The sequence below is a fragment of the Streptomyces sp. NBC_01477 genome (genome assembly GCF_036227245.1).
Lineage (GTDB): Bacteria > Actinomycetota > Actinomycetes > Streptomycetales > Streptomycetaceae > Actinacidiphila.
In genome coordinates, this window is sequence record NZ_CP109445.1 from 7,245,519 (window position 1) to 7,260,056 (window position 14,538).

Below are 14,538 nucleotides of genomic sequence, written 5' to 3' on the forward strand. Positions count from 1 at the left end.
GGTGACCGGCGGGCGGGGGCGGGCGGCGCCGCTGCCCGCCCTCCGTCAGGCGACGTGGGTGCAGGTGAAGGAGCCGTTGAGGGTGACCACACCGCCAGTGCCGCCGTAGCTCTCCGCGATCTGCAGGCCCTGCACCGTCACGGTCCAGGTGTCGCCGCTCTTCTTCGCGGTCACGCCCTCGGACTTGGAGATCCGCCCCGAGTAGGTCTTCTTGTCCGGGGCGGCGAACAGCGCCACCTGCGTCGGGCTGGCGGCCGTGGTCGCGATGAACGACGGGAAGATCTGCGTCTTGGTCAGGACGTCCGGCGTGGTCAGCCCGATCAGCTTGCCGTCCTTGACCTGGCACTTGACGCCGCCGGTGAAATCGGCGCTGCCGCTGTCGTCACCGGTGAAGTCCAGGTGGCCCACCGACTTGCCCGGGACCTTGCTGGGTGCGGCCGTGCCGCTCGGCGCGGCGGTGGCGCCGCCCGCGCCCGTACCGTCCGACGCGGCCGGGGCGGACGTGCCGGACTTCGCGTCGTCGGACTTCTTGTCCGACGACGAGCAGCCCGACAGCGCGGTGGCGGCCAGGGCGGCGGCGAGTGCGCCTGCGGTGAGTATCGTGCGGTGGCGCATGTGGCCGTGGTCCTCTCCCCGTGGGTCTGTGGTGCGGCACAGTGTACGTACCCGCCGGGCGAACCCCCCGGCTCAGGTGCGCTCGCGGCCCAGGTAGCCGCGCCATCCGCCGTACGCGGTGATGTCCTCGGCGCCGGCCAGCGCGGCCGGCTCGCACAGGAAGCCGGTCACGTCGGCGCCGTCTCGCAGCGTCACCCTGCCCAGCGCCATCGGGCGGGGGAGTGCGGCCACCAGGGCGCCGAGCGCGGCGGGCGCCAGCTCCCACACCTCGGCCTCGATCGCGGCGCCGCCCTCCGCGACCCGCACCAGGCCCGGTTTCGGCGGCACGGTGTCCAGGGCGTGCAGCCGGTACGCCGGCGCCGTCGTGGTCGTCCGCGCGAGCCGGGCGCCGAGCGCGAGCAACTGCGGATTCAGCGGCTGGCCCGACAGGTGCGCGCCCACCACCGCCAGCCGCAGCGGCGGCTCCAGCAGCGCGGCGATCTCCGCGACCCGCTCGTCGCTGCCCGCCGCGCCCAGCAGCATCACGCCGAACGGCAGCCCGGCCACCTCGCCGGCCGGCACCGCCACCGCGCACAGGTCCAGCAGATTCGCCGAGTTGGTGAACCGGCCGAGCCGGGTGTTGGCGCCGACCGGGTCGGCGGCGACCTCCGCCAGGGTGGGGTGGCCCGGCGCGGTCGGCAGCAGCAGCGCGTCGGCGTCCCCCAGCTCCGCCACCGCCCGCGCCCGCAGCACGGCCAGCCGCTCCCGGTCCGCGAACAGCCGGTGCGCGGGCAGGTCGCGGGCCGCGCGGATGATACGGGCCACGGTCGGATCGAGGTCCGCGCCGCCGCGGTCCACGAACTCGCCCACGGCGGTGTAGCGCTCGGCGACGAAGGCGCCGTCGTAGAGCAGCGCCGCCGCCTCGCTGAAGGGCGTCAGGTCGATCGCCCTGACCTCCGCGCCGGCCCGCGCGAGCCGCTGCCCGGCGGCCTCGTACGCCGCCGCCCATCCGTCGTCCAGCTCGCCGAGCTGAGCGACCGGGGCGAGCGCGACCCGCCACGGACCCGGGCGCCGCGGCGGTGGCACCGGGGCGGCCAGCAGCGCCAGCGCCCTGCGGGCCTCGGGCAGGGTGCGGGCGAAGACGCTCACGCAGTCCAGGCTCGCGCAGGCCGGCACGACGCCCTCGGTGGACACCAGGCCCCGGGTCGGCTTGAGCCCGACGATGCCGTTGAAGGCGGCGGGGACCCGGCCGGAGCCTGCGGTGTCCGTGCCCAGCGCCACGTCGGCGAAGCCGAGCGCCACGGCGACGGCGGAGCCCGAGCTTGAGCCCCCGCTGATCCGCTCGGGCGCGAGCGCGCTGTGGACCGGGCCGTACGGGCTTCTGGTGCCGACCAGGCCGGTGGCGAACTGGTCCATGTTCGTCGAGCCCAGCACGATCGCGCCTGCCGCGCGCAGCGCCGCGACGGCCGGGGCGTCGGCCTCGGGCTTGTACGCGTACGACGGGCAGCCGGCCGTCGTCTCCAGGCCTGCGACGTCGATGTTGCCCTTCACGGCGAGCAGTGTTCCGGCCAGCGGGAGGGCCTGGCCCGCCGCGGCCCGGGCGTCCACGTCCCGCGCCTCGGCGGCGACCTCTTCCTCGGGCCGCAGCCCGATCCACACGTCCGGCCTGCCGGCCCGGGCGATCCCCTCGTACGCCGCGGCGACGCGGCGCTCTGCGCTCCCCATACGGTTCCCTTCCTCTACGGATCGCACGGCTGCGGTGCGTCATGGCATGTCGCGCTTTTCCCGGCGCCCCTCAGGGGTGCCCGTCCTGTGCCGTCCACAGCGCCCCCGCACGGCGGCTTGTCGCGCCCTCGAATGCTTCCCCTCCCCGCCGGCAGACGAACTGCGCGCCCCGCCACGACGCTGCCGCGGCCATCCACGCACCGCAAGTGGCACCCTCCTTGGGGGCGCGGGGAACTGGGCGCCCAGCCGAGATGCACCGCAAGTGTGAGCCGTGACCGCGAGTGGCACTCTCTCGGGGGCGCGGAGAATTGGGCGCCCGGCCGAGACGTGCCGGAAGGTGTGGGCCGCGACCGCAAGTGGTACCCCCTCGGGGGCGCGGGGAACTGCGTGCCCAGCCGAGACGCACCGCAAGTGTGAGCCGTGACCGCGAGTGGCACTCTCTCGGGGGCGCGGGGAACTGCGCGCCCAGCCGAGACGCACCGCAAGAGCGAGCCGCCACCGCAAGTGGCACCCCCTGAGGCGCGCGGGAAGCGCGCGACAAGCCACCGTGCCGCCGCACGGAAACCGCGCCGCAAGGGAAACTCACCCAGCACCCTCAAGCCCACCGCAGGTGATTGGCGCGAGGGTGAGCAGGACCGTCCCCGGGGAGACCTGGTCACCCGGGGTGACGTGGACCGTCGAGACGCGGCCGGCGACCGGCGCGACCACCGGGGACTCCATCTTCATCGCCTCCAGCGTGAGCAGGTGCTGCCCCGCGGCCACGGTGTCGCCCGGGCGGACCGCGAGCCGCCAGACGCCGGCGGCGAACTCCGCCTCGACGGCGCACCCGCCCGGCGGGACCGGCACCGCCTCGGGCGCGGCGGACGGCGGCGCGACCGCCTCCGCCCGGGCGAATTCCCCGGCCTCCTCCCACGCGGAGCGCTCCGCGGCGAACGCCGCCGCCTGCCGCCGGCGAAACGCCTCGATCGGCCCGGCGTTGCGATCGAGAAAGCGCTGGTGCTCGGCGAGTGCGAACTCGCCCTCCTCCACCCGCAGCCGCAGCCGCCCGGCCGCCATGTCGGCCCGCAGGTCGAGCAGTTCCTCGGCGCCGACCGGATACCACTTGATCCGGTCGAAGAAGCGCAGCAGCCACGGCTGCCGCCCGGCCCGGCCCGACCAGACCTGCACCGTACGGCCGACGAACTGGTAGCCCCCCGGCCCCTCCATGCCGTAGACGCACAGATACGCACCGCCGATGCCGACGGAATTCTCCGCGGTCCAGGTGCGGGCCGGGTTGTACTTCGTGGTGACGAGCCGGTGCCGCGGGTCGAGCGGTGTGGCGACGGGCGCGCCCAAGTAGACGTCGCCCAGGCCGAGTACGAGGTATTCCGCGTCGAAGATCGTGCGGTAGACGTCATCGACGGAGTCGAGCCCGTTGACGCGGCGGATGAACTCGATGTTCCACGGGCACCAGGGCGCGTCGTCGCGGACGCCCGCCATGTAGCGGGCGATGGCCTCGCGGGTGGCCGGGTCGTCCCACGACAGCGGCAGGTGGACCGTCCGGCTGGGCACCACCAGCCGTTCGGTGTGCGGGAGTTGGTCCTCGGCCTCGCGGACCAGGTCGAGCAGCTTGCCGGTGGGCAGCACCGCGGGGTCGACATGGATCTGCAGCGAGCGGATGCCGGGGGTCAGGTCGACGACGCCGGGCAGCCGACGCGCGGCGAGGTGTTCGGCGAGCGCGTGCACCCGCATCCGCAGGGCCAGATCGAGCTGCATCGGCCCGTACTCGACCAGCAGGTTGTCGTCGCCGCTGCGCCGGTAGGTCACCGCGGGCCGGGCCGCGGTGGGTTCGGCGCGGCCGAGTACGCCGCCGTCGCCGAGCACCGGCCGGGACGGCACCGGCGCGGTCGCGGGGGCCGATCGCAGCGCCGCCGCCGCGTCCTCGGTGACCGGCACGAAGCGCACGGTGTCGCCGGGTCGCAACTGGCCCAGTTTCCAGCGCTGTCCTGTGACGACGGTGGCCGGGCAGACGAAGCCGCCGAGCGAGGGACCGTCGGGGCCGAGCAGCACCGGCATGTCGCCCGTGTAGTCGACGGCGCCGACGGAGTAGGGCGTGTCGTGGATGTTGGACGGGTGCAGGCCCGCCTCACCCCCGTCGCCGCGTGCCCAGCGCGGTTTGGGGCCGACCAGCCGTACGCCGGTGCGGGCCGAGTTGAAGTGCACGCTCCAGGCGGCGGCGTAGAAGTCCCTGATGTCGTCGGGGGTGAAGAACTCCGGTGCCGCGTGCGGCCCTTCGACCGCGCCGATCGCCCATTCGGTGCCGATCGCGGGGCGCCGCGCGGGCGGCACGGGCCCGCCGCCGGCGGCGGTGGTGCCGCCGTGCAGGACGTCGGCGGCCCGCAGCGCCCGCCCGCCGTGCCCGCCGAACCTGCCGAGCGTGAACGTGGCGGTGCTGCCCAGGTATCCGGGTACGTCGAGACCGCCGGCCAGCAGTACGTACGTCCGCAGGCCGGCGTCCCGCGGCGCCCCGACGTCCAGCAGCGCGCCGGCCGGTACGGTCACCGGCTCCCACTGGGGCACCGGCAGCCCGTCCACGGTGACGGGGGCGGGCGCGCCGGTGACGCAGACCGTGGTGGCGTGGCTGAACCGCAACGCCGGTCCCAGCAGGGTGCATTCGAGCCCGGGGGCGCTCTCGTCGTTGCCGAGCGCCTCATTGCCGAGCCGGAAGGACAGGTCGTCCATCGGTCCGCACGGCGGCACCCCGACGTGCCACAGCCCGGTGCGGCCCGGCCAGTCCTGGACGGTGGTCATCGTGCCGGCGCGGACGACGTCGATCCGCCGGGAGCCGTCGGTGACGCCGTCCAGGGTGGCGGTGCTGTGCGTCGCGGCGCGCAGGTCGGGGTCGGCGAGGGCGGCCCGCAGCAGCCCGAGGTTGGTCTCGATGCCGTCGATACGGGTGGCGGCCAGCGCGTCGGCGAGCCGGGCCAGCGCCTCGTCCCGGTCGGCGCCGTGCGCGATCACCTTGGCGAGCATCGGGTCGTAGGAGGTGGTGACCTCGGTGCCGGTCCCGACCCAGGTGTCGACGCGCACACCGGGCGGGAAGGCGACCCGGGTGAGCACCCCGGCGCTCGGCCGGTGGCCGCGGGCCGGGTCCTCCGCGTAGATCCGCGCCTCGACGGCGTGCCCGGCGGGCGGGCGCGGTTCGCCGGGGCCGGCGCCGTCCCTGGCGAGCCGCAGCATCCACTCGACCAGGTCGACGCCGTGGGTCTCCTCGGTGACCGGATGCTCGACCTGGAGCCGGGTGTTGACCTCCAGGAAGTACGCCTCGGCGCGCTCGGCGTCGTAGACGAACTCCACCGTCCCGGCCGAGCGGTAGCCGACCGAGGCGCACAACGCCTGTGCGCTGCGGCTGAGTTGGTCCCGCACGGCGGCGGGCAGCGCGGGCGCGGGCGCCTCCTCCAGCACTTTCTGGTGGCGGCGCTGGAGCGAGCAGTCGCGGTCGCCGAGGGTCACGACCCGGCCGCGGCCGTCGCCGAAGACCTGCACCTCGACATGGCGGGCGCGTTCCACCAGCCGCTCAAGGAAGACCCCGGCGGAGGAGAAGCCGGCGGCGGCGGCGCGCTGCACCGGCTCCCAGGCCGCGGCCAGTTCCTCGGCCGAGCGGCAGGCGTGCATGCCGATGCCGCCACCGCCGCCGGTGGCCTTCAGCATCACCGGATAGCCGAGCCCGCCCGCGGCGGCGAGGGCGGCGTCCAGGTCCTCCAGCAGCCCGGTGCCGGGCAGCAGCGGCACGCCGGCCGCCTCGGCCGCGGCCCGTGCGGTGTGCTTGGCGCCGAAGACGTCGAGGTGCCGGGGCTCGGGGCCGACGAAGGCCAGGCCCGCGGCCTCGCAGCGGCGTGCGAAGTCCGCGTCCTCGGACAGGAATCCGTACCCCGGGTGGATCGCGCCCGCCCCGGTCCGCCCGGCCGCCGCCAGCACCGCGTCGACGTCCAGATAGCTGGACTTGGCCGGCGCCGGACCCAACCGCACCGCGGTGTCGGCGAGTCGTACGTGCGGGGCGGCGCGGTCGGGGTCGGAGAAGACCGCGACGGTACGCAGGCCCATGCGCCGGGCGGTACGGATGACGCGGGCGGCGATCTCGCCCCGGTTGGCGACCAGCAGCGTGTCGAAGGTCATCCGCGGGCCGCCGCTTCCGCCGTCGCCGGTACAGCTGCCGCCTCGGGTGCTGCCGGTGTCTGCGCCGTCTCCGGTGCCTCTGGTGCTTCCGGCAGGGCAACCGTCATCCGTACCGAGGTCGGGTCGAAGCCGTTGCAGGGGTTGTTGATCTGCGGGCAGTTGGAGACGAGCACCAGCACCTCGGTCTCGGCCCGCAGCGTCACTTCGAGGCCGGGCGCGGAACGGCCGTCCACGATGCCGAGGGTGCCGTCGTCCTCGACCGGCACATTCATGTACCAGTTGATGTTGCTCACCAGGTCGCGCTTGCCGAGGCCCCAACGGGCGCCCTCGGCGAGGAAGTTGTCGACGCAGGCGTGCTGCGACCAGGTGTGGTGGCCGTAGCGCAGGGTGTTGGACTCCTTGGAGCAGGCGCCGGCGATGGTGTCGTGCCCGCCGCAGCCGTCCGCGACGACCGTCATCAGCGCGGTGTGCTCGTTGGACAGCAGCACGCTGCCGGTGGTCAGGAAGATGTTGCCCTGGTGCTGGATCGTGTCGGGGGCGCTGTAGCGCACGGCGGTGTCGCGGGCGTCGTAGACCAGGAAGTCCACCGCCTGGTTGCCGTGCAGGTCGGTGAGGGTGAGCAGGCCGCCCGCGGGGATCACCGCGGACCAGGGCGCGCGTGCGGGTACGGTCACGGCGGTCATCACAGCCCCCTGGCGGTGAGGTGCTCGGCGGTGTTCAGGAACGCCCTGCGGCCCTCGGGGGAGGCGTCCCACAGCGGGTCGTCGGGGCCGGTCGGAGCGGCGGCCCTGGCCCGTACCTCCAGCGGGCCGCACACGTACTGCGGGCGCGGGTCCAGCGGGTGCGGCACATTCGCCAGCAGGACGGTCAGCGGCTGCTCGGCGCGCAGCGTCACCGCCGCGCCGGGTCCCGCCGACCCGATGAATTCCAGCGAGCCGTCCGGGTCGACCCGCACCCCCTGGAAGAAGGACAGCGACGGCGGCAGGTCGCGCGGCTCCAACCCGTGCTTGGCCGCGGCCAGTTTGAACAGCTCACGGCCCGCCGGGGTGCCGCCCTGCGGCGAACCGTCACCGTAGCGCGCGGTGTTGCGCACCGCAGACGACGTACCGCACAGAGTGTCGTGCCGTCCGCTGGTGTCGGCGATCAGCGAGGCGAGCACCCGGCCCTGGTCGGACAGCAGCAGCCGGCCCGCACCGAGGTAGGCGTTCCACTGGACCTTCACCGTGTCCGCGGTGTTCAGCCGCTCCCAGGGGCGGCCCTCGGCGAACAGCAGCAGATGCGCGCACGCGGTGCCGGTCGGGTCGGCGAGCCGCAGCTCGGTCCCGCGGGCCAGCGCCTTGTGCGTGTAGTTGCCGCCCGCCATCGTCTCGGCCCATACGAGCCCGTCCGGCGCCGGCACCAGCGGCATCGCCGCCGCGCGCGTGCCGTCCTGCGCCCGGGCGTGGTCCCGGGCGCCGTACGTCGTCCCTGTCGCCACGGTGCTGCACCTCCGTCAGGTATTTCTGTCGTCCGACAGAAATTAGGCGGAGGTGGCTTCGGGCCGATTGCCCGGGCGTTGCGCGCGGGTTACCGGCCGCTCACCGGTCCCGGTCGGTGCGGGTGCGAGCGGCCGCTGTGCGACGATCACGAGGTGAGTACGAGCGGACGGCGGGTCGGGCGCCCCAGGGCGCAGCAGCGGCCCGACAGCGGGATGAGCCCCAAGCAGGAACTCCTCGCCGCGGCGGCCGAACTCTTCACCACCCTCGGCTACACCGCGACCACCACCCGGGCGGTCGCCGAGCGGGCCGGTATGCGGCAGGCGTCGATGTACCACTACGTCGGCGGCAAGGAGGATCTGCTCGCCGAGCTGCTGGAAGGCACGGTCACACCGTCCCTCGCGCTCGCCCGCGCGCTGCTCGCCGACGGGTCCCGGCCGGCCGAGCGGCGGCTGTGGGAGCTGTGCCGCTCCGACGTGGAGCTGCTGTGCGCCGGGCCGTACAACCTCGGCGCCCTCTACCTCCTGCCGGAGGTGGGGGCGGAACGCTTCGCGCCCTTCCGGGACGCGCGGGCCGACCTCAAGTCCGCGTACGCCGCGCTGCTCGCCGCCACGGAGGCCGGTGCGGCTCTCTCCCCGGCCGAGCTCTCGCTCCGCGCCGATTTGCTGTTCGCACTGATCGAGGGCGTCATCCTCGTCCACCGCTCCGGCCCCGACCGCCCGGCCCCGCTCTTCGCCGCGGCCACCGCCGACGCGGCACTCCGCCTGGCGGGCCTGTGACCCCTCGCCCGGCCTCTGTGTCCCGGCCGGGGACCTCCGGCCGCCCCGCCGGCCGTCGGCAGCCGTCAGGAACCGCCGCGGCGGCGGCTGCGGCGCTGCGTCCGCCCGGCGCGGCGGCCAAGGCTCAGCGTGCTCAGCCGGCGGCGGGCTCCGGCGTCGCCTGCTCCCGGCGCCGGTACCTCAGTGCCCGCCACGAGAAGCCGATCGCCAGCGTGACCAGCAGGAACAGCGGGGAGGACCACTGGAAGTACCAGTGCGTGCCCGAGGGATCGTAGACCGCCGCCCGGGGCCACGCCAGGTTGACCGTCATCGCCAGGCCGTAGAGGAGGGCGGCGGCGTTGACGGGGACGCCCCAGCGGCCCAGTGAGAAGACGGGGTTGCCGGACTCGTCGGTGGCGGGCGGGAGCGGGGCGCGCAGGCGGCGGAGCAGGAGCGGGCCCGTGACCATCGAGTAGGCGAGGTAGACCATCACGATGCATGTCGTCCCGATGGCCAGCCACGCCTCGGGGGAGGCGAAGGCGAGCAGCAGGAGCGCGGCCGACAGCACGCCGACGACCAGCGCGGGGGCGGCGGGCTGGCCGGTGCGGCGGGAGACCCGGGACAGGGTGGGGGAGAAGGGCAGCGCGCGGTCGCGGGCCATCGAGAACAGCATCCGGGTCGCCGACGTCTGGATGGCCAGGGTGGCGACCGCGACCGCCAGCGCGACGTCGCAGAGCAGGACCCGGCCGAGGCCGCCGCCGAGCCGGCTGGTCAGCACGTAGGACAGGCCGTCCGTGCCGAGCCGCCCGTCGGTGAGGCTGGGCGCGGCCAGCACCGCGGCGAGCACCAGCAGGGACGCCAGCAGCCCGGCGGCGGCCAGCGCGGTGAGGATCGTGCGCGGCGCGACCCGGCGCGGGTGCCGGGTCTCCTCGCTCATCTCGCCCGCACTGTCGAAGCCGATCATCACGTAGGCCGCGGCGAAGGAGCCGACCAGCAGCGCGGAACCGCCGCCGCCGGCGTGCACGGTGACCGCGGGGGAGCGGTCGGCGTGGGTGAACAGCAGCACGATGATGAGGACGGCGCCGGCGATCTCCGCGGTCACCCCGATCCGGTTGACCAGCGACATGACCGTGTTGTCCAGCAGGTTCACCGCCGTGGTGAGCACCAGCAGCACGATGCCGAGCAGCGCCGCGTTGGCCGCGCCGTCCGAGGAGACCGGTGAGGTGTCGGTGCCGATGACCTGGAAGCCGGACCAGGCCGCGGGGAGTACGACCTGCAGCGCGAGCGCCGCCGCGGCGACCACCACGATCTGCCCGAGCACCATGATCCAGCCGGCGTACCAGCCGAGGACGGCGTTGCTCAGCCGGCTGGACCACTGGTAGATGGCGCCGGATATCGGGTAGCGGGCGGCGAGTTCGGCGAAGCACGCGGCGACCAGCAGCTGGCCGGTCAGGACGGCGGGCCAGGTCCAGAAGAAGCGCGGGCCGCCGAAGGAGTAGCCGAAGGCGAAGAACTGGAAGACCGTGGTCAGCACGGAGATGAAGGAGAAGCCGGCCGCGAAGGAGGCGTAGCGGCCGAGGCTGCGGTGCAGTTCCTGGCGGTAGCCGAAGTCCGCGAGCCCCGCGGTGTCCTCGCGGTCCTGGCCGTTCGGCGGCTGCGAACGGGCGTCCGATGGTGCGGTGGCGGTCATGGGCCGGCCCCCTTGGTCAGGTATTCCTGTCGATCGACAGAAATTAAGGACCCGGTGTTTCGGGTGAATGACGCCGCCATGTCCGGTGCGGGCCGAAGTGCTCACGCGGCCTCCGGGACTCGCCGACGCGGACATCGGCGCCGGTGGCAGTGCCGGTACGGCCGCGGGCGGCGGCGCCGCGAAGGCCGCGGTCCCCGCGGGAGGCAGCCGATGAGCACCGAGACCCTCTACCAGACCTGGTACATGACGCAGCGCCAGCTGATGGCGATCCTGCGCCAGCCGGTCTTCCTGGTCGTCACGCTGGTCCAACCGGCCATCTGGCTCTTCCTGTTCGGCTCCCTCTTCCGCAAGGTGGTCGAACTGCCCGGCTTCGGCGCCGGGTCGTACCTCGACTACCTGGTGCCCGGCGTCGTCGTGATGAGCGCGGTGTCCTCCACCATGTGGGCCGGGATGGGCACGTTGGAGGAGATCGAGCGCGGCACCCTCAACCGCTTCCTGACCACCCCGTCAGCCGTACCGCCCTGACGAACGCCGACGTGGTGCAGCAGGGCTTCACTACGGCGGGCCAGTCGGTGCTGATCGTGCTGCTCGGCAAGCTCGGCGGCGCCGACTACCCGGGCGGGATCGGCGGGTTGCTGGTGCTGCTGCTGGCGTCGGTGCTGCTCGGCACGGTCTTCGGCGCCGCCTCCAACGCCGTCGGCATGCTGATCAGGCAGCGGGAGAGCACCATCGGGATCAACTCCTTCCTGCTGCTGCCGCTGACCTTCCTGTCCTCGGCCTTCATGGCGCCCGGCCTGATGCCGTCCTGGATGCGGCACGTCGCCGACTTCAACCCGTCAACTGGGCGCTCGTCGCGGGTCGTTCGGCGATGTCGGCGGACCCGGACCGGGGCGACGTGCTCAGCCGCGGCGGCGCGCTGCTCGCGCTGGCGGTGGCCGCGGTGTGGCTGTCCACCCGCACCTTCCGCTCCTACCAGCAGTCGGTCTGAGCCCGGCCGCCCGGCCGGTCACCGTACGACCTCGCGGTGACCGGCCGCGGCGCCCGGCCACCGCGGACCGACCGACCGCCGACGTACCGCCACCGGCCCGCGGGCGCAAGGACGTACCGCCACCGGCCCGCGGGCGCAAGGACGTACGGGCTACGGCTGCCCGCCGGCCTCCTGCTCGCGCTCCACCTCGGCATTCCACTCCCGCTTCGAGGACTGCCAGCCGTCCTCGTCGGCGCCGCGCCGCCAGTAGCCCGACACCGAGAGCCGCTCGCGCGCGATGCCGCGGTCCACCCGGACGAAGCGGCGCAGCTCCTTCACGAAGCCCGCCTCGCCGTGCACGAAGACCTGCACGTCGCCCGGGGGGAAGTCCAGCGCGGTGACGGCCGCCACCAGCGCCTCGCCGACCGGCCGGTCGCCCCGGTAGAGCCAGACGACCTCCGCGTCGCCGGGGCCGAGCAGTTTCTGCTCCTCCGCGGGGCCCGCGACCTCCACGAAGACCTTCGCCACCGCGCCGGGCGGCAGCTGTTCCACGGCCGCCGCGATGGCGGGCAGCGCGCTCTCGTCGCCGGCCAGCAGATGCCAGTCGGCCGCCGGGTCGGGGGCGTAGCCGCCGCCGGGTCCCATGAAGGAGATGCCGTCGCCCGGCCGCGCCGCCGCCGCCCACGGCCCGGCGAGGCCCTCGTCGCCGTGGTGGACGAAGTCCACGGTCAGCTCCCCGGCCGCCGCGTCCCAGGCCCGTACCGTGTACGTACGGGTCCGCGGCCACTGCTCGCGCGGCAGGTCGCGGCGGACCGCTTCGAGGTCCAGGGGTTCGGGATAGACCACGCCCTCGGGTGCGAAGACCAGCTTGACGTAGTGGTCGGTGTATTCGCCGATCTCCGGGCGGTCGGCCGGGTCGACCGCCAGCACCACCCGGATCATGTGCGGCGTCAGCCGCTCGGTGCGCGCCACGGTGGCGTGCCGCGGCTTCCTCGGCTTGCGCGCCGGTCTGTCCACTGTGTCCGCCATGAATGAGCCCCGCTCTCTGCCGCGGCGTGCGCCGCGAACCGTTCGCACGGCTGTCCGTCCCGCCGCGCCCGCTTCGGATCGTACTTAGGTAAGCCTAACCGACGACCGGGCGCCACTGGTTTATCCCGCTTCACAACTTGAACGCTGCGCGACCCCTTGACGGCTCTCCTGTGTCGTCGCTTCCATACAGTTGCGAATGGGAGCGCTCCCACATCCTTCCCGGCAACTCCTCACGCCACGAACTGAAGCGTTCCATCCCCCCACTGAGAGGAAGCGCACCGTGGTTACCTATCCGGACGCCCGAAGTCCGCTGAAAAGTCTGCGCCGGCTGCGGGTGGTGCTCGCCGCCGCCGTCGCGGCTGCGCTGCTCGCGCTGCTGTCGATCGCCGGGCAGACCCACGCCACCGCCGCCACCACCGCCGCCGCGCCCGCGGCCGACGCGGGCGCCGGCTACTGGCATACCAGCGGCCGGCAGATCCTGGACGCCGACAACCAGCCGGTGCGTATCGCGGGCATCAACTGGTTCGGCTTCGAGACCAGCAACGACGTGGTGCACGGCCTCTGGTCGCGCGACTACAAGAGCATGATCGACCAGATGAAGACGCTGGGCTACAACACCATCCGGCTGCCGTACAGCGACGACATCTTCAAGCCGGGCACCATGCCCAACAGCATCAACTTCTACAACATGAACACCGACCTCCAGGGCCTCAACTCCCTCCAGGTGATGGACAAGATCGTGAACTACGCGGGCTCGATCGGCCTGCGGGTGATCCTCGACCGGCACCGCCCGGACGCCGGCGGCCAGTCCGCGCTGTGGTACACCAGCACCGTCCCTGAGACGACCTGGATCACCAACCTCAAGGCGCTGGCGACCCGTTACCAGGGCAACACCGCCGTCGTCGGCATCGACCTGCACAACGAGCCGCACGACCCGGCCTGCTGGGGCTGTGGCGACACCACGGTCGACTGGCGGCTCGCGGCCGAGCGGGCGGGCAACGCGGTCCTCGGCGTCAACCCCAGCCTGCTGATCTTCGTCGAGGGCATCCAGACCTTCAACGGCGTCTCCGGCTGGTGGGGCGGCAACCTGATGGGCGCCGGGCAGTACCCGGTGCAGCTCAACGTGGCCAACCGGGTGGTCTACTCGGCCCACGACTACGCCACCAGCGTCGCCCAGCAGACCTGGTTCACCGACCCGTCCTTCCCGGCGAACATGTCGGCGATCTGGGACAAGTACTGGGGCTACCTCTTCAAGCAGAACATCGCCCCCGTGTGGGTCGGCGAGTTCGGCACCACCTTGCAGTCGACCGTCGACCAGACCTGGCTCAAGACCCTGGTCGACTACCTGCGCCCGACGAGCGGCAACGGCGGCGACAGCTTCAGCTGGACCTTCTGGTCGTGGAATCCCGACTCGGGTGACACCGGCGGCATCCTCAAGGACGACTGGCAGACCGTGGACACCGTCAAGGACGGCTACCTGAGCAGCATCAAGGCCCCAGGCTTCGGCGGCTCGTCGGGCGGCACCAACGGCGGTACGTCGAGCGGTACGTCGGCGGGTACGAGCACCGGCACGTCGGCGGGCACCTCCGCGGGCACCAGCAGCGGCACGTCGGCCGGCACATCCACGGGTACGAGCACCGGCACCTCCGCCGGCACATCGACGGGCACGTCCACCGGAACCACCACCGGAACCACCGGCGGTACCGGCGGGAACCACGGCTGCTCCGCCGCCCTGCACGTGGACAACCAGTGGGACGCCGGCTTCACCGCCACCGTCACCGTGACCAACACCGGCACCGCGGCGACCTCCGGCTGGAAGGTGGCCTGGACCTGGCCGGGCAACCAGCAGGAGACCAGCGGCTGGAGCGCCACCATCACCCAGACCGGCGCCTCGGTCAGCGCCGTGAACCTCGCCTACAACGGGGCGATCGCCCCCGCGGCCTCGACCAGCTTCGGCTTCCAGGGCACCTCCACGGGAACGGTCGGCGCACCCGCGCTGACCTGCACCGCGAGCTGACCTTCCAGGCACCTCCCGTGCGGTACGACGCTGGCGGGCTCCCATCAGGGGGCCCGCCGGCGGCCGTGTGAACGACCTCGTGCAGACCCCTAGGCATACCGACTGGTCGGTACTAGCCTCTGGCCACA

Annotated in this window: 9 protein-coding genes and 1 pseudogene; 3 read left to right on the top strand and 7 right to left on the bottom strand. The window is 73.6% G+C overall.

Going from position 1 to position 14,538, the window contains the following annotated elements; translation table 11 throughout:
* Positions 1-45: 45 nt before the first annotated feature.
* The 5 genes from OHA86_RS30855 to OHA86_RS30875 form a co-directional block, all read right to left on the bottom strand.
* Positions 46-615 (bottom strand): hypothetical protein, encoded by a 570-nt coding sequence (locus tag OHA86_RS30855; protein ID WP_329180541.1) that lies wholly within the window; start codon positions 613-615, stop codon positions 46-48.
* Between the two features lie 72 nt (positions 616-687).
* Positions 688-2,346, bottom strand: a complete 1,659-nt coding sequence (locus OHA86_RS30860) for an allophanate hydrolase (RefSeq protein WP_443071921.1) — start codon at positions 2,344-2,346, stop codon at positions 688-690.
* Between the two features lie 555 nt (positions 2,347-2,901).
* The gene (uca, locus tag OHA86_RS30865) at positions 2,902-6,474 is read right to left on the bottom strand and encodes an urea carboxylase (protein ID WP_329180544.1); all 3,573 of its coding nucleotides are present in this window, start codon (positions 6,472-6,474) and stop codon (positions 2,902-2,904) included.
* Entirely contained in the window at positions 6,471-7,157 is a 687-nt protein-coding gene (locus tag OHA86_RS30870) for an urea amidolyase associated protein UAAP2 (protein ID WP_329180546.1), read from the bottom strand. The genes uca and OHA86_RS30870 overlap by 4 nt, the downstream gene beginning before the upstream one ends.
* On the bottom strand, positions 7,157-7,951 hold the full coding sequence (locus tag OHA86_RS30875) for an urea amidolyase associated protein UAAP1 (RefSeq protein WP_329180548.1): 795 nt from the start codon (positions 7,949-7,951) through the stop codon (positions 7,157-7,159). The genes OHA86_RS30870 and OHA86_RS30875 overlap by 1 nt, the downstream gene beginning before the upstream one ends.
* Positions 7,952-8,164: 213 nt before the next feature.
* Here OHA86_RS30875 and OHA86_RS30880 point away from each other — a divergent pair, with 213 nt between their 5' ends.
* The gene (locus tag OHA86_RS30880; RefSeq protein WP_329182621.1) at positions 8,165-8,728 is read left to right on the top strand and encodes a TetR/AcrR family transcriptional regulator; all 564 of its coding nucleotides are present in this window, start codon (positions 8,165-8,167) and stop codon (positions 8,726-8,728) included.
* 133 nt (positions 8,729-8,861) lie between these two features.
* Here OHA86_RS30880 and OHA86_RS30885 read toward each other — a convergent pair whose 3' ends face one another.
* Positions 8,862-10,397: an amino acid permease gene (locus OHA86_RS30885; protein ID WP_329180550.1), complete on the bottom strand. Its 1,536-nt coding sequence runs from the start codon at positions 10,395-10,397 to the stop codon at positions 8,862-8,864.
* A gap of 210 nt (positions 10,398-10,607) precedes the next feature.
* On the opposite strand from OHA86_RS30885, the pseudogene OHA86_RS30890 reads away from it, so the two are divergent.
* Positions 10,608-11,385 (top strand): annotated as a pseudogene (locus OHA86_RS30890) (ABC transporter permease).
* Positions 11,386-11,535: 150 nt separating this feature from the next.
* On the opposite strand, the gene OHA86_RS30895 reads toward OHA86_RS30890, so the two are convergent.
* Positions 11,536-12,393: a siderophore-interacting protein gene (locus OHA86_RS30895; protein ID WP_329180552.1), complete on the bottom strand. Its 858-nt coding sequence runs from the start codon at positions 12,391-12,393 to the stop codon at positions 11,536-11,538.
* A gap of 280 nt (positions 12,394-12,673) precedes the next feature.
* Here OHA86_RS30895 and OHA86_RS30900 point away from each other — a divergent pair, with 280 nt between their 5' ends.
* Positions 12,674-14,410, top strand: a complete 1,737-nt coding sequence (locus OHA86_RS30900; protein WP_329180554.1) for a cellulase family glycosylhydrolase — start codon at positions 12,674-12,676, stop codon at positions 14,408-14,410.
* Positions 14,411-14,538 lie beyond the last annotated feature (128 nt).